The 22,347-nt window shown below is 68.5% G+C and carries 11 protein-coding genes; 3 read left to right on the top strand and 8 right to left on the bottom strand.

What is annotated here, in order from left to right:
• Positions 1-33: 33 nt before the first annotated feature.
• From ASG64_RS01515 to ASG64_RS01500, 4 genes are all read right to left on the bottom strand, one after another.
• Positions 34-2,148, bottom strand: a complete 2,115-nt coding sequence (locus tag ASG64_RS01515) for an MMPL family transporter (protein WP_042573115.1) — start codon at positions 2,146-2,148, stop codon at positions 34-36.
• Positions 2,149-2,258: 110 nt separating this feature from the next.
• Positions 2,259-3,074 (bottom strand): 5'/3'-nucleotidase SurE, encoded by an 816-nt coding sequence (gene surE, locus ASG64_RS01510; protein ID WP_056069401.1) that lies wholly within the window; start codon positions 3,072-3,074, stop codon positions 2,259-2,261.
• 25 nt (positions 3,075-3,099) lie between these two features.
• Positions 3,100-4,062: a 1-phosphofructokinase family hexose kinase gene (locus tag ASG64_RS01505; protein WP_056069398.1), complete on the bottom strand. Its 963-nt coding sequence runs from the start codon at positions 4,060-4,062 to the stop codon at positions 3,100-3,102.
• Between the two features lie 46 nt (positions 4,063-4,108).
• Positions 4,109-4,633 (bottom strand): hypothetical protein, encoded by a 525-nt coding sequence (locus ASG64_RS01500; protein WP_442971124.1) that lies wholly within the window; start codon positions 4,631-4,633, stop codon positions 4,109-4,111.
• A 198-nt stretch (positions 4,634-4,831) separates the two neighbouring features.
• Between ASG64_RS01500 and ASG64_RS01495 the strand changes: the two genes are divergently transcribed.
• On the top strand, positions 4,832-8,143 hold the full coding sequence (locus tag ASG64_RS01495; protein WP_056069392.1) for an error-prone DNA polymerase: 3,312 nt from the start codon (positions 4,832-4,834) through the stop codon (positions 8,141-8,143).
• A gap of 22 nt (positions 8,144-8,165) precedes the next feature.
• Here the strand turns inward: ASG64_RS01495 and ASG64_RS01490 are convergent, their stop codons facing one another.
• A complete protein-coding gene (locus ASG64_RS01490; RefSeq protein ID WP_042573120.1) occupies positions 8,166-8,630 on the bottom strand; it encodes a tRNA (cytidine(34)-2'-O)-methyltransferase in 465 nt (154 codons plus the stop codon).
• Between the two features lie 54 nt (positions 8,631-8,684).
• Here ASG64_RS01490 and ASG64_RS01485 point away from each other — a divergent pair, with 54 nt between their 5' ends.
• Positions 8,685-9,557 (top strand): bifunctional methylenetetrahydrofolate dehydrogenase/methenyltetrahydrofolate cyclohydrolase, encoded by an 873-nt coding sequence (locus tag ASG64_RS01485; protein WP_056069390.1) that lies wholly within the window; start codon positions 8,685-8,687, stop codon positions 9,555-9,557.
• Positions 9,554-9,853: a DUF3017 domain-containing protein gene (locus tag ASG64_RS01480; protein WP_056069387.1), complete on the top strand. Its 300-nt coding sequence runs from the start codon at positions 9,554-9,556 to the stop codon at positions 9,851-9,853. Before ASG64_RS01485 ends, ASG64_RS01480 begins: the two co-directional genes overlap by 4 nt.
• On the opposite strand, the gene ASG64_RS01475 is transcribed toward ASG64_RS01480, so the two are convergent.
• The 3 genes from ASG64_RS01475 to ASG64_RS01465 are packed head-to-tail and all read right to left on the bottom strand — an operon-like array spanning position 9,850 to position 22,258.
• Positions 9,850-10,668: an ABC transporter permease gene (locus tag ASG64_RS01475; RefSeq protein WP_235579454.1), complete on the bottom strand. Its 819-nt coding sequence runs from the start codon at positions 10,666-10,668 to the stop codon at positions 9,850-9,852. The two genes, ASG64_RS01480 and ASG64_RS01475, sit on opposite strands and share 4 nt — an antisense overlap.
• A gap of 14 nt (positions 10,669-10,682) precedes the next feature.
• Positions 10,683-11,684: a daunorubicin resistance protein DrrA family ABC transporter ATP-binding protein gene (locus ASG64_RS01470; RefSeq protein WP_042573124.1), complete on the bottom strand. Its 1,002-nt coding sequence runs from the start codon at positions 11,682-11,684 to the stop codon at positions 10,683-10,685.
• The gene (locus ASG64_RS01465) at positions 11,681-22,258 is read right to left on the bottom strand and encodes a non-ribosomal peptide synthetase (protein ID WP_156388229.1); all 10,578 of its coding nucleotides are present in this window, start codon (positions 22,256-22,258) and stop codon (positions 11,681-11,683) included. The genes ASG64_RS01470 and ASG64_RS01465 overlap by 4 nt, the downstream gene beginning before the upstream one ends.
• Between the last annotated feature and the right edge of the window lie 89 nt (positions 22,259-22,347).

The raw sequence follows: 22,347 nt of genomic DNA, 5'->3' as shown, positions 1-22,347 counted from the left end.
GCGGACCTTACCGCGGAGTAAGTACCGGCGGTATCAGTGACCGATGCCGACTTTTTCGTGCACCTTCTTCATCCACGCCGGTGCCCACCAGTTGGCCTCTCCCATGAGCTTGACCAGCGACGGGACCAGCAGCATACGGATGATCGTGGCGTCGATGATCAACGCCAGAATCATGCCGACACCCAGGAATCGCATGATGGACAGTCCGGACATCGAGAACGCCCCCGTCACGATGATCAGGATCAACGCTGCCGCGGTCACGATGCGTCCGGTCCGCTGGGCGCCGATCAGCACCGCTTCCTCGGTGGTGGCGCCGGCGGTGCGGGCCTCCACCATGCGGGACATCAGGAACACCTCGTAGTCGGTGGACAGCCCGAACACGACAGCGAGGATGAGAACCACGAAGGTCGCCTCCAGCGGTGCCGGTGTGACGCCGAGCAGGCCCGCCCCGTGACCCTCCTGGAAGATGAACGTCAGAGCTCCGAACGTCGCCGCCATGCTCAGTCCCGCCATCGCGACTGCCTTGATCGGCAGCACCACGGAGCCGAACGCCAGGAACAGCAGGATCAGCGTCGACACCACCATGATGGTGAGCATCACCGGCAGCCAGCTCACGATCGCGTTGTTGCCGTCCAGGACCAGGGCCGCTGCTCCGCCCACCGTCAGGTCGGTTCCGGCGGGTGCCTGGATCGCGCGGAGTTGCTGCACCACATCCTGTTGCGCTTCCTGGGACACGTCCGAGGAGAAGGTCGCGTTGATGACCACGAAGTCGCCGCTGGCCGTGCCGAACTGGACGTTGGCGATCCCGCTCACCGCGCGCGCAGCCGTCGTGACCGCGTTGATGGCGGGGCCGTCCGGCCGCGCCGACTCTCCGTCCAACACGATGGTGGCGCTGTCGCCGGTGCTGCTGAAGTCGGAGGACAGGGTCTCGAACGCGATACGCGCGGGATCGTCGGCGGGCAGCGCGGTGTAGGACACCTCGCCCAACTGGGCCTTGACCAGCGGTGCGGCAACGACCAGCAGGCCGACGATGATCAGGGTGGCGACAGTGATGGGGCGCTTCATCACCTTCGTGACGACCCCGCCCCAGAACTTGTGTGCGCGTGCATCTCCGCGATCCGAGGCGGTCCTCGACCAGGTGATGGCATTGATGCGGTGACCCAGCATGGCCAGGACGGCCGGTACAGCCGTCAACGACAGCAGAGCCGCACATCCGACGGCCGCCATCGCGCCGAAGCCGAGGGATCGGATGATGGCTTGCGGGAAGACGAGCATCCCCGCGAAGGCGCAGATGAGCAGCAGACCGGAGAAGACGATGGTGCGCCCGGCGGTGAGCATCGTGCGCCGTGCGGCCTCGTGGGACGTGGCTCCGCCCCTGAGTTCCTCGCGGAACCTGCTGACGATGAAGAGGCCGTAGTCGATGGCGAGTCCGAGACCCAGCAGGCTGGCGACGTTGACGGCGAAGGAACTGATCTCGGTGAACGTGGTGAAGATGCGCAGGACTGTCAGCGCGCCGGCCACCGACAGCGCTCCCACGATCACGGGGACTGCGGCGGCCACGACGCCGCCGAAGATGACGACCAGAAGAATCAGCGTGATCGGGATGGCGATGATCTCGGCGCGGACCAAGTCTTCCTGGAGCTGGGTGTTGAAGGAGACGCCGGCGACGGAGGCGCCCGCGAATTGCGTGTCGATGCCGGCGACCTCCAGCTTGGGGAGCAACTCCGAGAACGACGCGACGGTGATGCCGCTGGCGTCGCCGAGGGTGACGGTCGCGAGTCCCTTCGTGCCGTCCTTGCTCTCCAGGAACGGCTTCTGCACCGGTCCGGCCGTCCAGTAGGAGGTGATGTCGTTCGGACCCACCTCCGCCCGGAACGCGTCGAGCACCGGCGTGACGTCCGCGCCGATGTCGTCGAGCGTGCGGCCGTCGGGCGCTGAGTAGATGACGATGATGTCCGGCGCCGCGGTTCCCAGGCCCTGGATCTGCCGAGCGACCTGTACAGCCTCGCTGCCGGGATCCTCGTATCCGCCCTGGCTGAGGCTGCCGAAGACCCCGAGTCCCCACGTGGCGCCTGCCAGAACGATGACGATCGCGGCGGTCAGGACCCACCGTGCCCGCGACACCACGAACGAAGCCCAGCGAGTCACAGAAAATCCCCTATGTGGTCGTGCCGATCGGTCGTCGACGTCAGACAAACCCTAGTGATTGTTCTCGAGGAAACTCTGTGGGAGCGCTCGACCGGCGTGTGGTTCTGGACTCACCGAGCCTGCGTGAGGGACGCGGTGTCCACCTCGACCGCAGACGGCGGGCGTAGCGCCGTGACCGTCGCCCACCCCCGCGCGACCAGGCCGGCGTCGCTCTCGTCGTCGTCGGCTGCCGCGATGGCGTCGAAACGCACGGTCACGAATTCGTCGTCCTTCTCACCGATCTCGGCCTGGACCGCGCCGAAGGCGGCGAGCTCTGCCGACCGGACGCCGCGGAGGTCCGACGGGGGGACCGGCGGGATGTTGACGTTGAGCACCCACTCGGAGGACCGATGCTCCAGGAACCACTCGAGTGTCTGCCGCGCCACCAGCCGCGCGGTGTCCCAGGTCGTCACGTCGGTCCTCGCCTCGTGCGCCACCCTGTCGTGGATGTCCGCCGGCGCTGCGAGCGAAGCGGTGTCCAGGCCCGCCAGTGAGAAGGCCATCGACGGAACGCCGTGGGTGAGCGCCGTCAGAGCGGCGCCGACGGTTCCCGAATGCAGGACGGCCGACCCGGTGTTGGGTCCGTGGTTGATGCCGGACAGCACGACATCAGGGCGCGGACCGAAGGCGCCGCGCGTCGCCACGAAGGCGATCATGGCCGGCGACGCCTGCACCGCGTAGGCGTCGACATCGAGATCGGCGACGGCGGCACGCGAGAAGACGAGCTGGTCACGGTTCTGCAGCGCCGACAGCGAGGCACTGGCGCCGCTGCGTTCCTCGTGAGGTGCGGCGACCACGACGTCGAGTCCGGCGTCGACGGCCACCCGGGCGAGAACCGCGATGCCGTGGCTGTCGATGCCGTCGTCGTTGGTGATGAGTGCGAGCACGTCGATGTCCTCCTGCGGTGAGTAATCAGGGCCGGAAGGGTCTGACGTCCACCGCGGCGGTGAGAGTCTCGACCAGCCCCAGCTGTCCTGTACCCAATCCCTTGCGGGTCACGTTCGCCGTTCCCGCTGCACCGCCCAGCCGCAGCGCTTCCTCCATCGACTTCCCGCGGGCCAATGCGGTGGCGATGCCGGCGCTCATCGAGTCGCCGGCGCCGTGGTGATCGGTCTGCTCGAGGCCCGGCGTCACCACTTCGAGGACGACTCCGTCGACCAGCGCGAGCGCCGGATCGGCGGCTCGGGACAGGACGACGGTGTCGGCGCCCTCGTCGTGCAGTGCCCGCATCGCGTCGATCAGGGCATCCGGGTCGTCGGAGTCGGCGCGGCCGTCCTCGATCAGGTCCTCGTGGCTCATCTTCAGCACGGTCAGGCCACCCTGCAGCGCTGCCGTCATCGTGGGGCCGGACAGATCGGCCACGACGGGCTTGCCCAGTGACCGGAAATCCGAGGCGAGTCGACGGTAGAAGTCGGCAGGGACGACGGATTCGGTGTGCGGTCCACCGAGCAGGACGATGTCGGACGACGCGCCGCATTCGAGCGTGATGCCGTACAGGTCGTCGAGAGCGTGACGCGGCAGGTGCGGGGGATCGACGGTCGCGACCTCGGTGCGCTCACCGTCGCGTCGATCATGGATGTAGGAACCGGACTCGTGGCCGATGTCGATGGCCCGCACGGTGATGCCCTCGCGGTGGATCAGGTCGCGCAGCACTCCACCGCTCTCGCCACCGAACGCGCCCGTGAGCGTCACGTCCATGCCGAGGTTGGTGGCCATGCGGGCGATCCAATGTCCCTGGCCACCGGCATGGATGTGCAGTTCCTGGTCGCCGTTGGGAGCTGTGTCCACGGTGATGGTCAGCAGCGGGGACGGCGCGAAGACGGTGGCTGTAGGCGCATGGTCGTCGGTGAGCGTCGGAGAAGCAGAGGGGAACATCGCAGCAAATTGCCCGATTAGTCCGGTTCTCAAACCCGGAGAACGGTCAGCTGCCGAAGGCCTCCGCAAGGTCGTCGAGCGACGGGAAAGCCGGTTCCGGTGCTGCCTCCGGCACCGTGATCACCGTCGACGCCTGCTGGACCGTGTACACGGTCCAGGGCAACACCGTGGCCATGTACTCCGCGAAGCCGGGGTAGTCGGACACCCACATCGCCTCGGTCGCGTCGCCGTCGCGGAGCGCGCAGGTGGCCAGCACGACGTACGAGCCGGGAGGCACGTCGGACACCGTCTGGGTCGACGTGCCGGGTTCGATGTCGCCGCTGTCGTAGAGGGTCTGACCGGGTCCGAGAATGTCCTCCAGCGGCGGCAGAACACCGTCCGGTGCGGGTGCCAACGACGTGGCGCAGCTGAGGGTGCCGTCTGCAGCGGAGGTGATGGTGTCGGTAACGGACGTGCCGTCGACAGCGAACGCGTACGTGACGTCGGTGGGTTCCGCCGCGGCTGCGAGACCGGGGGTGGCGAGGGCCAGAGGGATCACGGCTGCTGCGCCGAGAATGGTGCGGGTGAGCATTCGCACGGCATGTCCTTGTCGTCGTCGATGGTCGCTTCCGCGGTAAGTGTGCAACGGAAGCGGACCATTCGGCACCTTTCGTACCGGACGTCCCCGTGAGGGTGCGGTTCCGGGCCGGACCACGGTTTCGTCGACTTGCCGCCGGGGCGGACGTGGTGGTCCAATGGGAACATACGTTCGAACTAATGAGGGTGCGTCATGGGATGGAACGACGGACCGCCCAGCTGGACCGAGATGGAGCGGCTGCTCTCGGGAAAGCCCCGTGTCATCGATCCACTGGCCGCGGGCGACGGCGGTGACAGTCCGGCCTGGTCGCGGAAGCGGGATCCGTACGAAGGCGCGGTGGTACGCCCGAAGAACACTGTTCCCTACGCCGAGTTGCACGCGCATTCGTCGTTCAGCTTTCTCGACGGAGCCTCCCAGCCGGAGGAGATGGTCGAGGAGGCCGTCCGGCTGGGTCTCGACGCCATCGCGCTGACCGACCACGACGGCATGTACGGCGTCGTGCGCTTCGCCGAAGCGGCGCGCGAGCTGGACATGAAGACGGTGTTCGGCTCCGAGCTCTCCCTGGGGGAGACGGGTATGCCGACCGAATCACGCACCGGCGCAGCCGATCCGGACGGAACTCATCTGCTGGTACTCGCTCGCGGGCAGGAAGGCTACCGACGGCTCTCCCGGGAGATCGCCACCGCGCATCTCGCCGGGGGCGAGAAGGGGCGTCCGCGCTACGACATCGATGCTTTGGCCGACGCAGCGGGCGGGCACTGGCAGATCCTGACGGGGTGCAGGAAGGGCAGTGTGCGGCGTTCGCTGACCGAGAGCGGACCGGCGGCGGCAGAGCAGGCACTACGGGAACTCGTCGACAGGTTCGGTCGGGATCGGGTCACGGTGGAGCTGACCCGTCAGGGAATCGCGGAGGACGACGACCGCAACGACGTCCTCGCGGAATTGGCCCAGCGGTTGTCGCTGCCCGTCATCGCCACCACGTCGGCGCACTTCGCGCGGCCCGGCCGTCGGCGACTGGCCATGGCGATGGCGGCGGTGCGCTCGCGCCGCAGTCTCGACGACGCGTCGGGCTGGCTTCCGCCGCTGGGTGGGACGCACCTGCGCTCCGGCGCGGAAATGGCGCAGCTGTTCTCGGCGTATCCCACCGCCGTGTCCCATGCCGCGGCACTGGGGGAGGAGTGCGCGTTCGACCTGCACCTCATCGCGCCGCAGCTGCCGCCGTTCGACGTGCCGGAGGGCCACACCGAGATCACGTGGCTCCACGAGTTGACGATGCGCGGTGCCGAGCGACGCTACGGTCGACGCGAGGACGAACCAGCGGCCTACGCCCAGATCGACCGCGAACTCACCGTCATCACCGAGTTGGATTTCCCCGGGTACTTCCTGGTGGTCCACGACATCGTCGACTTCTGCAAACGCGCCGACATTCTGTGTCAGGGGCGAGGATCCGCGGCCAACTCGGCGGTCTGCTACGCCATCGGCATCACCAACGTCGACCCCGTGCGCAACGGGTTGCTGTTCGAACGTTTCCTCTCCGTCGAGCGCGACGGCCCACCCGACATCGACGTGGACATCGAGTCCGACCGTCGTGAAGAAGCCATCCAGCACGTCTACGCCAAGTACGGGCGCGGGTACGCGGCGCAGGTGGCCAACGTGATCACCTATCGCGGCAAGTCCTCCGTGCGGGACATGGCCCGAGCGCTGGGTGCATCGCAAGGGCAGCAGGACGCGTGGAGCAAGCAGATCACCCGCTGGTCCGGCGTGCCGGGCCGCGACCTGTCCGCCGAGGCCCGCGAGACCACCATCCCGCTCCCGGTGCTCGAACTCGCCGCGCAGATCGAGAACTTCCCACGGCATCTCGGCATCCACTCCGGCGGCATGGTGATCTGCGATCGGCCGATCGCCGACGTGTGCCCCGTCGAGTGGGCGCGCATGGAGAACCGCACCGTGCTGCAGTGGGACAAGGACGACTGTGCCGCAGTGGGACTCGTGAAGTTCGACATGCTGGGACTCGGCATGCTCTCGGCGCTGCACTACATGATCGACCTGGTGAAGGAGCACAAGGGACTGCACGTCGACCTCGCCGAACTCGACCTCGGCGAGGCCGCGGTCTACGAGATGCTGCAGCGCGCCGATTCCGTCGGTGTCTTCCAGGTGGAGTCGCGGGCCCAGATGGCGACGCTCCCTCGCCTGAAGCCGCGGGAGTTCTACGACCTGGTCGTCGAGGTCGCCCTCATCAGACCCGGTCCCATCCAGGGACATTCGGTGCATCCCTACGTCCGGCGCCGCAACGGACTCGAGCCCGTGACGTTCGACCACCCGTCGCTCGAACGTGCTCTCGAACGCACACTGGGTGTCCCGCTGTTCCAGGAGCAACTGATGCAGATGGCCGTCGACGTTGCGGGGTTCTCGGCCACCGAGGCGGACCAACTGCGTCGGGCCATGGGGTCCAAGCGCAGTCCGGAGAAGATGGACCGCATGCGGCAACGCTTCTACGACGGGATGCGCGACCTGCACGGCATCACCGGCGTCAAAGCCGACCGCATCTTCGACAAGCTCTACGCCTTCGCCAATTTCGGCTTCCCCGAGAGTCATTCGCAGAGCTTCGCGTCGCTGGTCTTCTACTCGTCGTGGTTCAAGTTGCATCACCCGGCGGCGTTCTGTGCCGGGCTGCTCCGCGCTCAGCCGATGGGTTTCTACTCGCCGCAATCGTTGGTGGCCGACGCTCGACGGCACGGTGTCCTGGTGCACGGGCCCGACGTCCGTGCCAGTCTCGCCCATGCCACGGTCGAGAACGACGGCACCGAGGTGCGCCTCGGGCTGTCCGACGTGCGGTCCATCGGGACGGCGTTGGCCGAGAAGATCGTGGCGGCGCGGGAGTCCGGCGGGCAGTTCACGTCTCTGCTCGATCTCACCGGACGTGTGGAACTGACCGTCACGCAAGCGGAGTCGCTGGCCACCGCCGGTGCATTGGCATGCTTCGGCGTCACCCGTCGGGAAGCGCTGTGGGCCGCCGGCGCCGCCGCAGCCGAACGGCCCGACCGACTCCCGGCGCTCGGTGCGTCCACCCGGGCTCCGTCGCTGCCGGGCATGAGCGCGTGGGAGTTGGCCGCCGCGGACATCTGGGCCACCGGTGTCTCGCCCGACAGCTACCCGACCCAGTTCCTGCGCGAGCGGCTCGACGAGATGGACGTCGTCCCCGCCGACGGTTTGATGGCCGTCGCGGACGGTGACCGGGTGCTCGTGGCCGGCGCGGTCACCCACCGCCAACGTCCGGCCACCGCGGCGGGCGTCACGTTCATCAACCTCGAGGACGAGACGGGGATGATCAACGTGGTGTGTTCGGTGGGACTGTGGCAGAAGTACCGCTCGGCGGCGCAGTTGTCACAGGCCCTGTTCATCCGGGGCATCGTGCAGAACGCCGAGGGCGTCGTGACGCTGGTGGCCGACAAGCTCGAGACGCTGGACCTGCGAGTGCTGCTGCGCTCCCGCGACTTCCGCTGATCCACTCGACCGCCCGGGAAGGTCAGACGCTGCCCTCGAAGTCGCACTGACGCCACGCCTCGTAGACGACGACGGATGCGGCGTTGGTGATGTTCATCGAGCGGCGCCCGGCGAGCATCGGAATGCGCAGACGATCGGTGACATGGGGGTCGGCGAGAACTTCCGGTGCCAGACCGGTGGGTTCCGGCCCGAACAGCAGAACGTCCCCGGCCCGGTAGGACACCGACGCGTAGGACGTGGTGGCGTGTGCGGTGAAGGCGAACACACGCTCGGGTGCGAGCGACTCCCACGCGGCCTCGAGATTCGCATGCACCGTCACCGACGCCAGGTCGTGGTAATCCAGACCCGCTCGACGGAGCTTGGGTTCGGACAGGTCGAATCCCAGTGGCTCGACCAGGTGCAGTTCGCACCCGGTACCGGCGACGAGTCGGATCGCGTTGCCGGTGTTCTGGGGGATTCGGGGCTCGTGGAACATCAGACGGAACACCCGTTCAGCCTGCCATGTCCCACCGGCGCCGCGGAGCGTGGGAAACTTGTCGGCGTGACCGCAACGAGACTGGACGGCAAACTCACCCGCGACGAGATCTTCGTCGACCTGACCGCGCGGGTCACCGCACTGCGCGAGCGTGGGATCACCCCCGGCTTGGGGACGGTGCTGGTCGGTGACGATCCGGGCTCCGCTGCCTACGTGCGCGGCAAGCACAACGACTGCGCCAAGGTGGGCATCGCCTCCATCCGGCGCGACCTCCCGGCGGACGTGTCCAGCGACGAGCTCGACGCCGTCATCGACGGGCTGAACGCAGACCCGGCCTGCACCGGCTACATCGTGCAGCTCCCGCTGCCCAAGCACCTGGACGAGAACCGCGCCCTCGAACGCGTGAACCCCGAGAAGGACGCCGACGGCCTGCATCCCGTCAACCTCGGCCGGCTGGTCCTGGGCGAGGACTCCACCCTCCCGTGCACTCCCCGCGGCATCGTGCACCTGCTGCGTCGCTACGACGTGCCCATCGCCGGTGCCCATGTGGTCGTCGTCGGCCGCGGCGTCACCGTCGGTCGCCCCCTCGGACTCATCCTCACCCGGCGCTCCGAGAACGCCACCGTGACGCTGTGCCACACCGGCACCCGTGACCTGGCCACCGAGGTGCGGCGCGCGGACATCGTCGTCGCCGGTGCCGGCGTCGTCGGACTGATCACGCCGGACATGGTCAAGCCCGGTGCCGCGGTCATCGACGTCGGCGTCTCACGCACCGACGACGGGCTGAAGGGCGACGTGGCCGACGGTGTCGACGAGGTCGCCGGCTTCCTGTCGCCGAATCCCGGTGGTGTCGGACCCCTGACCCGTGCGTTCCTGCTGAGCAATGTGGTCGAGCGCGCAGAGCGTCTGCTGGCCGCCTCGGAGTCGACCCTGTCATGAGCGCCTCGTCGCGGCGACCGGCGCGGGACATGCTGCGACGCAGCATCCCCGTGATCGCCGTTGTGGTCGTCATCGTCGTCGCGGTGGTCCTGGTACTTGCCGACAGATGGCGTCGAGGTGCGTTCGTCTTCGGTTTCGCCACGCTGATCGCCGCCGCGTGCCGACTGTGTCTCGGTAGCGAACGTGTCGGAATACTCGCCGTGCGGTCTCGTGCATTCGACACGGTGTCCCTCGCTGCGGTCGGCAGCGCGGTGGTGTGGCTCGCCGTGTCGATCGACCCGTTGGGTACCGACTAGCCTTCGCGCGACTGGGTCACGCGCAGTGTCAGCGGCACGAAGATCGCCAGCACCATCAGCGAGAACAGGATCGAGTACAGCATCGGGTGGTTCGACGCCCAGTTGATCGGCTCCCGGATGGCGATGGACGGTGCGGTGGGATTGCCGAACGACTCACGGGTCGAGCGCGCGACCGACGTGATCGGGTTCCATTGCGCCACGGCGCGGAGGGGACCGGGCAGTGTCGACGACGGAACGAACGCCGACGAGATGAACGTGATCGGGAACAGGATGATCATCAGCGCGCTCTGCGCACTTTCGGCAGTGCTGGCGACCGATCCGACGACCGCGCCGATCCACGACATGGCGAAGCCGAAGAACATCAGCAGCAGGACGGCGCCCACTGCGTCGAGAGCGCTGCCCCGGATGCGCCAGCCCACGGCGTAACCCGCGCCGATCATGACGGCGATGCTGACCACGGAGACCAACATGTCCGACAGCGTGCGACCGAGCACTATTGACAACCGGGACATGGGGAGCGAGTGGAAGCGGTCGACGATGCCTTCCTTGCTGTCCGTCGCCAGACCGATGGCGGTGAACGCGGCGCTGAACACCACTGTCTGGGTGAAGATGCCGCCCATCAGGAACTCGCGGTACGTCGCTCCGCCGAGTGCTCCGCCGAACACGTAGCTGAAGAGCAGGACGAACATCAGCGGTTGGATGGTGGCGCCGAGAAGCAACTGCGGCACGCGCAGGATGGTCAGCAGGTTGCGCTGCGTCATCGTCATGCAGTCGACGAGGAAGCTGGAGACGTTCTGTTCGCGAACGGGTCTCACGAGGAGCGGCTGAGTCACGATGCAGCCGTCGCCATCGACGCGGGTGAGGAGCTTCCCGTGGATTCGAAGAACACGTCGTTGAGGTCGGGCACGTTCACCCGTGCGTCGCCGACGCGGATCCCGGTGCCGTGCAACCGGCTCAGCACATCCACCATCGACTCGCTTCCCCAGGGAGCGTCGACCGTGAACCACCCTGCGGAGGCGCCGTCGCGATGGACTCGGAAGTTCATGCGCGGCAACAGGTCAGCCGCCAACCGTAGGTCGCGGGGATCGGCCAGGCGCACCTCGACAGACGGAGGGCGGACGCGGGACTTGAGGTCCGTCGGTGTGCCGCGGGCGACGACGACTCCGCCGTCCACGACGACGATGGCATCGGCGAGCCGATCGGCCTCCTCGAGATACTGCGTCGTCAGAAGCACTGCCGTTCCGTCCGCTTTGAGTTCGGTCACGATGTCCCACATGTCGTTACGGCTCCGCGGATCGAGCCCCGTGGTCGGCTCGTCGAGCACGATCAGAGGCGGCCGCGCGACCAGCGCTCCCGCCAGATCGAGTCGTCGACGCATACCGCCCGAGAACGTCGACACCGATCGCTTGCCGGTGTCCTCCAACCGGAAACGTTCGAGCAACTGGTGCGCGCGGGCTCGCGCGTCCCGCGCACTGAGTCCGTAGAGGCGGCCGAGCATGCGCAGGTTCTCGTAGCCCGTGAGCCGTCCGTCCACGGCGGCGTACTGACCGGACAGGCCGATCAGGCCGCGCACGGTCCGCGGATCGCGCACCGCGTCGACACCGGCGACGTGAACCGAGCCCGACGACGGACGGATCAACGTCGAGATGATGCGCACCGTCGTCGTCTTACCGGCCCCGTTGGGTCCGAGAACGGCGGTGACCCGACCCGCGTCCGCCGTCAGGTCGACGCCGTCGAGCGCGCGGTGGGTGTTGCGTCGTCCCGTGTAGTCCTTCACCAGCCCGCGAACGTCGACGGCCAGGGTGTCGCCTCGGGAGAGTCCTGCGGTCACCGAGCACCAGCGAGCAGGGCGAGAGGCGCGTTCCCGAGACGGCGCGCGACGGCCGCCAACGCGTCGGGTGTGCCCATCGCGTTGTGCTGGACGTCCACCGGGAAGTCGGTGATGGAGCCCGCGATGTAGCGGCGCCACGCCCACGGAGTGAGAGTCGGATCCGCGTCGACAGTCGCCGAGAAGAACGTGAGGTCGCCGTCGAAACGCTCGGGGGCGTGATCGTGACCGAGGTCGACGAACAGGCGGTACCTCTCGTACAGGCGGCGCATCTGTCCTTCGTCCAGGTGCGCCGTCGGTCCACCGGCGGCCCGGATCATCGCGATCGCCTCGTCCAGGCCGATGTCGTCGTCGACGTCCATCTCCAGCGGCAGGAACTCCCGGATCAACGACGCCACGGACATCTCCGTCCTCGGCAGTCCGGACCCGGCCAGCGGATACGCGTCCATGATGATCAGCTCGACGGTCTCGCCGAGCTTGTGGAACTCGATGGCCATCGCGTGGGCGATCAGGCCTCCGAGGGACCAGCCCAGCAGCCGGTACGGGCCCTCGGGGAACTGGGTGCGGACCGTGTTGACGTAGTCGCGGGCGATCTCGGAGATCGACGCCGGCGCCGGTGCAGCGACCGCGATACCGCGAGCCTGCAGACCCAGGACGGGGATGGAGGGGTCGAGGTGCGGGAGCAGCCCGGTGTAGCTCCACGACAGTCCGATGGCGGGGTGCACGCAGATCAACGGCGTGACCCCGTCGTCGCCGGCTCTCAGCGGGAGAACGACGTCGGTGCTGGATCGGCGGACCGAACCGGTGGCGGGGCGTGCGGCATGTGACCCGTTCGAGGCCGACCCGTTCGACCCGGTGCCGTTCGATCCGGTGCCGTTCGGGCTGGTGCCGTTGGTGCCGGTGCCGTTCGCGCCGGTGGCCTTCGTTGCGGTGCCGGTGGACGTGGTGTCCGTGCGACCTTCATCGAGCATGATCAGCTCCTGTAGACGGGCGGACAACGCAGCCGAGGTGGCTGCGTCGAAGAACCAGGTGACGTCGACGGCATCGGTGTCGATACGGTCGCCGATGCGCTCACGCAGCACATCCATGACGCGCACCGCGGCCAGTGAATTGCCGCCGAGGGCGAAGAAGTCGTCGTCCGGACCGACGGTGTCGAGTCCGAGGACGTCGGCGAAGGACGAGCTCACGATGTCGAGCATCGACCGGACCGGAGCCACGGGGCGGATGGTGGCGACCGCCGACGTCGACTCCCCACGGTGACCGCGACCGAGCGGCTCGAGTGTGCCGACGGGCATCGACAGCGCACGCCTGTCGACCTTTCCGTGCGCGGTCAGCGGCAGGGCGTCGTGCATCGTGATCGTTGCCGGGACGAGTCCACGCGGAAGCAGAGTGGACAGGAACTCGCGGATGTCCACCGGGTCGGCGCCCTGCGTCGTGGTGACGTGAGCCGCCAGGACCGCACCCGCCGTGTTCTCGCCGACAACCACGGCCGCGGACGTCACGGACGGGTGCGCGACGAGAACCGCCTCCACCTCGCCCGGCTCGATGCGCACGCCGCGGATCTTGGTCTGGGTGTCGGACCGTCCGGTCATCTCGAGCAGACCGTCGACGGCTGTGCGGACCAGGTCGCCGGTCCGATACATGCGGCTGCCGGGACGACCGAACGGGCTGGCGACGAATCTCGACGCCGTGGTTGCGGCGCGGCCCGGATATCCCTGCGCCAGAAGCGGACCCGAGACGTAGAGCTCGCCGGACTCGACCTCCGACAACGCGTCGGAGAGGATGTGGACGGCGGCCGCGGGCACCGGTGCCCCGACGTGCGGCGGTCGGCCGGCGAGTTGGACGCCCATGGTGGCGGCGACGGTGGTCTCACTGGGCCCGTACGCATTGACGACGCGACGTCCGTGCGACCAGGCCTCGAGCAGTGCTGCGGGAAGCGCCTCGCCTCCGGTGCCGACCGTGCGCACCGTCGGCACGTCGTGCGGATCGAGGGTGGCCAGCGACGCGGGTGTCAGGAACAGGACGTCGATCCGCTCACGGTCGATCAGTGCCGACAACGCGCGGCCCGCGTAGGTAGCGGGCGGTGCGACGATCAGCGCCGAACGGCGTCCCACAGCCAGCAGCAGTTCCAGGACTGCGGCGTCGAAGCCCGGTGAGGCAGCGTGGAGGACACGCGAGGTGCGAGTGGTGTCGAAGGTGGATCCCAGTGCCACGGCCAGACTTTCGAGACCGCGGTGGGTGACCGCGACCGGCTTGGGTCGCCCGGTGGTGCCGGAGGTGTAGACCAGGTACGCCACGTCGTCGAGCGTTCGCTCACCTCGGGGGAGGCCGTCGGCAACGATCGGCGAGACCGTCTCTGTGGAGCCGACCCGTGCGCCGTCGACGTCGAGGTCCCACCACGGCACGGATGCCGGAACCGCGGTGAGCGCGGCGTGCAGTCCCAGAACGGGTTTCGCATCCTCGAGGATGTACTTCAGTCGTTCCTCGGGATACGTCGGATCGATCGGCAGCACGGTCGCGCCACTGCGGGCGATGGCCCAGAACGCGGTGACCGACGCCAGGGACCGCCCCATGGCCAGAGCCACGACTGTGCCCGGCACGGCTCCGGCGGCACGCAGCTCGTCCGCCAGCGAGTCCGCGGCGGCGAGGAGCTCGGCATACGTCCGCCGGCCGTCGGCAGCGACGACGGCGGTCCGGTGCGGTGATTCGTCGGCGGCCCGGTGGAGAAGACGTCCGAGGGAGTCGGTTCCGGGGCCGATGCGTGTCGGTCCGGTCAGGCTGGCGAGAGACAGTGAGCCGTCGGTGGTGGCACGGTCGATGGTGTCCACCACGGCTGCCGCCATCGCCCGAGCGGTGCTGGGCAGGAACAGCTCTCGCGAGTAGGTGACGGAGACGACGGCGCCCCCGTCCTCGCGGGCGCGGAGGGTCACGACGAGGTCGAATGCGGACTTGTCGATCGGAGGGGTCAGTGCGGTGACCGTGCGGTCACCCAGTTCCAGATGCAGCGGCGGCGACCCGTGCACCGACAGCATGATCTGCACGATCGGGTGGCGGGCGGGATGGCGCTCGGGACGTAGTTCCGAGACGAGCGTGTCGAAGGGGAGTGCGGCGTTGTCGAACGCATCCAGATCGCGGTCGCGGACCACGGCCAGAGTCTCGTCGAACGACTGGGACAGGGACACGGGGGTGCGCAGCGCGAGAGTGTTCACGGCCATGCCGACCATGGAGTCCGAGCCGTCTCGTCCTGCGAAGGGCGTTCCCACCACGATGTCCGCGGAGCCCAGAAGCGGATCCACCTCGGGTGTGCGCGCAGCGAGTACGGCCGCCAAGGCCGCGTGGACGACCATGAACTCGGTGGCGTGGTGTGCGGCCGCGTACTCGCGGGCTCGGGACCGGGCCTCCGGCGTGAGCACGGCATCGACGATGTCGGCACGTCCGGTCGGACGTGCCGGCCGGGCCATGTCGGTGACCAGGGAGTGCTCGGCCGGACTTCCCTCGAGCGATTCCCGCCAGAACGCGAGCGACTGCTCGCGGGCGTCGCCGGTGATCGATGCGGTGCGAGCCAGAACATGATCGATGTACTGGACAGGTTCCTCGGGCCACACGGGCGCGGAACCCGAGCGGCGAGCTTCGTACGCGAGAAGGAGGTCCGTCGTCAGCGGGGTCACGGATTCACCGTCGGCCGCGATGTGGTGGACGGCGACGCCCACGACATGATCCGTCGCGGACAGTCGGATGATGCGTCCGCGCACGGGAACCTCGGTGGACAGTTCGAACGGGGTGTCGGAGAGCTCGTCCAGAACGGCCTGCACCTCGGGTCCGGTGACGTCGAGATCGTCCGCACCCGCCTCGACGACCGTCAGGGGGACGTGAACCGGGGGGAGAACGACCTGGACGGGGGCGCCGGCCACGGTGGGATAGACCGTGCGCAGCGATTCGTGGCGGGCTACGACGTCGTCCAACGCAGCTCCGACCGCATCCGTGTCCAGCGGTCCACGGATGTGAAGACCGGCGACGATGATGTATGCCGACGCTGTGCTCGACACCTTCGCGGCGAACCACATCGACAGCTGCGACGGCGAGAGCGGCATCGGATCAGGTCGGACGATCGGGTTCCGAGCGGCGTGGGACGCACCGAGTGCGTGTCGTGCGTCGGTGGGGCGACTCGCCGCGGTCGACTCGGCCACCTCGGTGAACGCGGGCAGCTCCGACAGTTCCGCGAGCTCGGGAAGTTCGGCCAATTCGGCGACGGTGGGTCGGTCGAAGACGGCCCGCACCGGGACGTGCACTCCGGTGACGTCCGCGATGCGTGCGGCGTACCTGGTCGCGGTCAGCGATGTTCCGCCGAGGGCGAAGAAGTCGGCGCTCACGCCGACCTTCTCGACTCCGAGGACATCGGCCAGGACCGACTCGAGAGCGACCTCCGCAGCGGTCCGTGCCGCACGGTCCGACACGTCCGTGAGGGTGTCGGGCACGGGTAGTGCGGCGCGGTCGAGCTTGCCCACAGGGGTGAGGGGGAAGTGGTCGAGCACGACGACCGTGGTGGGCACCAGGTGCCGGGGGAGCCGGGTGCGTGCGAACCGCAGGACGTCGGCCCCGTCGATGCCGTCGCCCGACTGCACGAACGACACCAGCAGAGTCTCGCCGGTGGGACCCGGCGCGGTGACTGTCACGGCGCCGCCGACACCGGGTGCTGTCGACAACACGGCGTCGATCTCGCCGAGTTCGATGCGGAGCCCTCGGATCTTGACCTGGAAGTCGCTGCGTCCGGTGATGCGCACCAGCGGTTCGGTCCCGTCGGGCGGGAACGACCACTTGGCCAGGTCGCCGGTGCGGTAGGTCCGGGCGCCCGGCAGCCCGTACGGGTCCGCGACGAACCGGGCGGCCGTCAGCGCGGGGCGATCGAGGTACCCCCTGGCCAGCTGCGTGCCGGCCAGGTGGAGTTCTCCCTCCACACCGGGGGCGACCGGGCGCAGCCGAGCATCGAGAACCACGGCGCGCATGCCACCGACCGGGCGTCCGATCGAGACCTCGTCGCCGAGGGTGAGGTGTTCGAGGTGCGAACTGATGGTCGTTTCGGTCGGACCGTAGACGTTGACTATTCTGCGACCGGACGCGACGGCGTCCAGAAGATCCGGCCCGAAGTTCTCCCCACCGATTCCCAACCCGACCAGGTCGGCCGGAAGGGGCTCGACGTCGATCATCGTCGCCAACACGGACGGCGTGAGGAACGTGTGGGTGACCTTCTGCTCGCGCACCAGAGTGCTCAGTTCGGTGCCGCCGACGATGCCGGGAGGCACGATCACCAACGTCGCTCCAGATCCGAAGGCCAGACCCAGCTCGAGCATCGACGCGTCGAAACTGGGCGACGCGAAGGACAGGACGCGCGAGGACTCGGTGGTCCCGAACGCGCGCACCAGTTCCGCCGTGACGTGTCCGAAGCCGCGCCGCGTGACCTGCACGCCTTTCGGCCGCCCGGTCGTTCCCGAGGTGTACGTGACGTACGCGGTGCAGTCGAGAGGTATCGACCAGTCGTCGGTGTCGACGGCGAGAGAGGGCACGCCGTCCTCGGCGAACAACGCGTCGGTGGTGGTCCATAGGAAGCCGTCGCTGGGAACATCGGCGGGATCGGAGCAGACGGCGTGCAGAGTCTTGCTGTCGCGCACCATGAATCGGCGGCGCTCGGCCGGGTAGTCCGGGTCGACCGGGACGATCGCCCCACCGGCGCGGGCGACAGCGAGGATCGCCGCCACCGACTCGGTGGATCGCCGGAGAAGTCCGATCACCCGAGTATCGGCGGAGACCCCGTTGTCGATCAGTCGAGCGGCGCCGCGCGAGACCAGAGTGTCGAGCTCCGCGTAGGTGGTGTGGCGATCACCGTCGACGATCGCGATCGCCCCGGGCGTCGTGACGGCGCGGAGCGCGACCGATTCGTCCAGCGAGGTCACCGCGTCGACGGATCGAAGCTTCGCACGTCCGCGCATGGGAACGGTCGCCGCGCGTTCGTGGGGAAGCAGGACGCCGATGTCCGACAGCGGAGCGTCCAGCGTCGTGGTCATGACGTCGAGTACCGACAGCAGACGGTCGAGGAAGGCGGTGGCCGTGCGACGGTCGTAGAGGTCCGTCGAGTAGTCGATCTCGATCGCGGATCCGCCGGAGTGCCCGGCGGAGTCGTCGAGGACGACTTCGAGGTCGTACTTCGCGCGCCCCACATCGATGCGGTGAGCCGAGATCTGCGCACCACCGACGGCCGCAGAGATGTTCGGCGTGGTCCGCTGCGTCAGCATCACGTCGAACAGGGGGTGGCGTCCGGGAGTGCGCGGGGGATCGAGCGCCTCGACCAACACCTCGAAGGGCATGTCGGCCCGGGCGAGCGCCTCGAGGTCTGCGGTACGCACGGCCTCGAGGTGTTCGGCGACCGTCGCGGTCGGATCGACCACCGTCCGCAGTGCCACGGAGTTGACGAACATGCCGACGACGGTGTCGAGGTCCTGGTGGCGACGTCCGGCGACGGCCGTACCGACGGTGACGTCGTGTCCGGCACCGAGTTCGGCGAGGACGATGACCAACGCCGCGTGGACGATCATGAAATGCGACAGTCCGATTCGGCGGGACACCGAGTCGAGCTTCGCGGTCTGCTCGGCGTCGAGCTCGATCCCGACGGTGGCGCCGAGACCGGTCGGCTCGGCGGGCCGTGCGCGATCCGCGCCCGGGGTGGGGACGTCGGGCAGTCCGGCCAGAGTGTCGAGCCACCACGCGGTCGCGGAGGCGAGGGGCGACGACGGATCGTCGAGCGAGCCGAGCGATCGACGCTGCCATTCCGACGCATCCGCGTACTGGACGGGGAGCGGAGCCCACCGTGGTTCGTCACCGTCGACACGAGCCGTGTACGCCGCCAGAAGATCGGCCGCGAGGACACCGAGGGACCAGCCGTCGACGCAGACGTGATGCAGGATCAGGGCGAGAACATGGTCGTCCGATCCGGGCCCGACCGTGAGGATCGCGGCTCGGAGCGGGAGGTCGGAGAACAGGTCGAACGGCCGTGAGGCGACGTCCGCGAGTGTGGCCGTGACGGCCTCCTCGTCCGCCGCGTCGATCAGTGCGACGTCGAGCGCGGTCGTGGCGGCCTCGATCCCGAGAACGATCTGCACCGGTCCGACCTGCTCGGCTGCGGCACGCGTGTCGTCGATGCCGAAGACGGTCCGCAGGCTCTCGTGGCGCGTCACCACGTCGACGAGTGCCGACCGAGCCGCCTCGACGGAGAAGGTTCCGAAGATTCTCAGTGCCATCGGAACGTGATAGGTGGCCGACGGCCGGTACTGCTCGATCCACCACATGCTGCGCTGCGGAGGTGACGCCGCGATGGGGACGCTGCGGTCGACGGGAACGGGGCCGGACTCGTCACCCGATTCCCTTGGACCTCCGTCGTCGAGGTGGAGTGCGAGGCGTTCCACCACGGGGTGGGAGAAGATCTCACGGACACCGATGGAGTGGCCGCCGACGGCGGAGACTCGCGAGGCCACGCGTGTCGCCAGCAGCGAGTTCCCGCCCAGCTCGAAGAAGTCGTCGGTCGCGGCGACGTCGTCGAGACCGAGGATCTCGGCTAGGATGCCCGCGACGAGGATCTCGTTCTCCGTCTCGGGGGCGCGTGTCGGGCGGTCCTCACGGGCGCTGTGTTCGGGGAGGCGGCGTCGGTCGATCTTGCCGTTGGGGTTCAGGGGCATCTCGTCGAGGACGGTGATGCGATTGGGAATCATGTACTGCGGCAACAGGAGCGCCAGCTCGTCGACGAGGCCGTCGGACTCCGCGGCCGACCCTGCGTCCACGGTGACGAAGCCGTCCAGAGTTCGATGTGCGCCACTGCCGCGCACGACGACGGCGGCGTCGACGACGTCGGACAACGAGCGCAGAGCCTCTTCGATCTCGCCCAGTTCGATGCGGAACCCGCGCACCTTGACCTGGCCGTCTCGACGGCCGAGGTAGACGAGGGTGCCGCGGGTGGTCCAGGTCACGAGATCGCCTGTGCGGTAGAGCCGATCGGAGTATCCGAACGGATCGGCGACGAACCTGCCGGCGGTCAGATCGGTGCGGCCGAGGTATCCCCGTGCGATACCGGTTCCACCGAGGTACAGCTCGCCGACACATCCCGGTGCGGTCAGCGCGAGGTTGCTGTCCAGGACGAAGGCGCGGATGCCGGGGAACGGCGATCCCAGTTCGACCTCGTGTTCGGCGACCAGTGGACCGAACGTCACGGCGACCGTGCTCTCGGTCGGACCGTAGACGTTGACGAGCCTGCGTCCGGGAGCCCAGTCGTCCACCAACGCAGCGGGAACGACGTCGCCGCCCACGCCGATCGCTCGCGGCCCGCCGCCGACCGGCACGCGCACGGTGGCCAGTGCCGACGGTGTGACGAAGCCGGCGTCGATACGAAGATCGTGGAGCGCCGCGGCGAGCTCGTCGCCGCCGTGGACGTCCGACGGGACGACCACGAGGGTTCCCCCCGACCCGAAGGCGAGCACCATCTCGAGAATCGATGCGTCGAAACCCGGTGAGACGAAATGCATCACACGGGCCGCGCGCGGCAGTCGGTGCGAGGAGATCGCCGCGTAGGTCATGGCGGCGAGTCCGCGATGCGTCACGGCGACGCCCTTGGGTGTGCCGGTACTGCCCGACGTGTAGATCACGTACGCGAGATCGTCCGGACCGGGTCGGGAGAAGACCGGTCGGGGGAGGAGGGGTCGAGACGGTTCGCGGACGTCGTCGACGAGGATCCACTGCACCTGGGACGGGAGGGTGTCGACCAGGTCGCTCGTGGTCACTCCGACCAGCGCGCCGCTGTCGTGGACGATCGTGGCGATCCGCTCCAGAGGGAGAGCGGGATCGATCGGCAGATAGGCGCCACCGGACTTCGCGATGGACCACGCCGAGGTGATCGACCAGTGCGACCGGGGCAACGCCGAGACGACGACGATGTCCGGGCCGATACCGAGATCGGTCAGTTCGCGTGCCAGGTCGTCCGAGCGTGCGTCGAGTTCGGCGTAGGTGACCTCGACGGTGCCGTCCACGACGGCAGCATTGCCGGTGCCGAGAGCGACTCCGCGCGTGAGGATGTCGGCGAGCGTGGCGAACGGGGGAACCATGACGTCCGTGGGGGGCAGCACCTCGAGCCGCTCCTGCTCGGTCAGCAGGGAGATGGTGCGCAGCGGGGTGCCGACCTCGGCGGCCGCGAATTCGACGAGGAACTGGGCGAATCGCTCGCTGTGGGTCACCAGGTCGTCGGCGGAGTACAGCGCCGGATTTCCCTCGAGGTCGACCCGCAGACGGCCCGAGGTGGTGCTCTGGTGCACGGTGACCGCCATGTCGGCAGTGGGACCGGAGGTGAGGAGTTCGAGGTCGGCGGGGATGTCGCCGAGCATCACGCGCTCACCGAACATCATGAGGTTGATGGTCGGGCCGAGTGTCACTCCAGGGGCGCCCAGCAGATGCGCGATTTCCGACGCGGGGAGAAGTTGGTGACGCAGGGATTCGCTGACGCGTCGACCCACCTCGCGCACCACGTCGCCGATCTCGACGCTGCCGCCGCAGTGAGCGGGCACGGGTACGGCGTTGGCGGCCATCGACGCGGACTCGCGCATCCAGGACGTCACGCGCGCCGCCATGGGCATGGTGACCACGACGTCCGGGGTGTCGGTGACCCTGGCGAGGAATGCTGCGAATGCTGCGGCCACCACGACCGCGACGGTGCTCTGATGACGTTCGGCGGCATCGTGGACGGTGCGGTCGGCATTGGTGCCCAGCAGGGTGTCGCAGCGGTGGTTGTACGCCGACGGGGGAGCGACCCGGCCCGACATGGAGACCGGCTCACCCAGGACGTCGCGGAGACCGGCCCAGTACGCGCGGTCCCGCTCGAGTCTGGACGATGCCCGGTACTTCGCCTCGGCCAGCGCGAACGCTCGGGGATGTCGGGCGCGCGCCGGCGGTGGTTCCCGGCCCTCGACCAGTGCCGAGTAGATCTCGGCGGTCCGGGCGGCGGCGACGGATGCTCCGTACCCGTCGATCGCGACGTGGTGCCCGCGGGCGTACCAATAGTGATGGTCCTCGCCCAGGGTGATCAGCGCGGTGTAGCCGAGCGCGTCCCGGTACATGTCCAGCGGCCGGGTGAACTCCGTCATGAGCTCGACCGCGGCATCCTCGGGGTCGTCCTCGGCGCTGACGTCCACGCGGATCAGCTCGACGTCGGCGAGCGACCTGTCGAGGCGTTGACGGACGGTGTGTCGGCGGCCGGCATCGGGATCGTCGGCCTCGTCGCCCTCGGTGACGAGGGTGGTGAGCATGGATCCGGTCTCCACCGTGGTCTGCCGCATCGCCTGTGCGAGTAGGTCCACATCGATGGGCCCGCGAATGTCCATGTAGTGCGCCACCGCGAAGGTCACGTCGGGATCGAGCTCCTGCAGCAACCACATGTCGCGCTGAGCCGTGGTCAGATCGAAGACGTCCTCGTAGTCGCTGCCCGTATCAACGCCGGCATCGACGTCGCCGACACCACCGGTCTTCGAGTGCGAGCTCCGCTCGGCCATGTGTTCTCCCGGATAGTTCACTTGCGCACTGCGTGAACTTCCGCCCACCGTGGATGTCCCACGGCTCCGACACTAACAAACCCGAAACT

It is taken from the genome of Rhodococcus sp. Leaf247, from assembly GCF_001426185.1.
Classification (GTDB): Bacteria; Actinomycetota; Actinomycetes; order Mycobacteriales; family Mycobacteriaceae; genus Rhodococcoides.
The sequence above is the reverse complement of the archived record's forward strand: the minus strand, read 5'-3'. Positions and strand labels throughout refer to the sequence as shown.

Bases quoted from the DNA above. Each gene is read 5' to 3' on its own strand.
- ASG64_RS01480 (WP_056069387.1), top strand. From the start codon at position 9,554: ATGAGCGCCTCGTCGCGGCGACCGGCGCGGGACATGCTGCGACGCAGC.
- ASG64_RS01465 (WP_156388229.1), bottom strand. From the start codon at position 22,258: ATGGCCGAGCGGAGCTCGCACTCGAAGACCGGTGGTGTCGGCGACGTC.
- ASG64_RS01505 (WP_056069398.1), bottom strand. From the start codon at position 4,062: ATGTTCCCCTCTGCTTCTCCGACGCTCACCGACGACCATGCGCCTACA.
- ASG64_RS01495 (WP_056069392.1), top strand. From the start codon at position 4,832: ATGGGATGGAACGACGGACCGCCCAGCTGGACCGAGATGGAGCGGCTG.
- ASG64_RS01500 (WP_442971124.1), bottom strand. From the start codon at position 4,633: ATGCTCACCCGCACCATTCTCGGCGCAGCAGCCGTGATCCCTCTGGCC.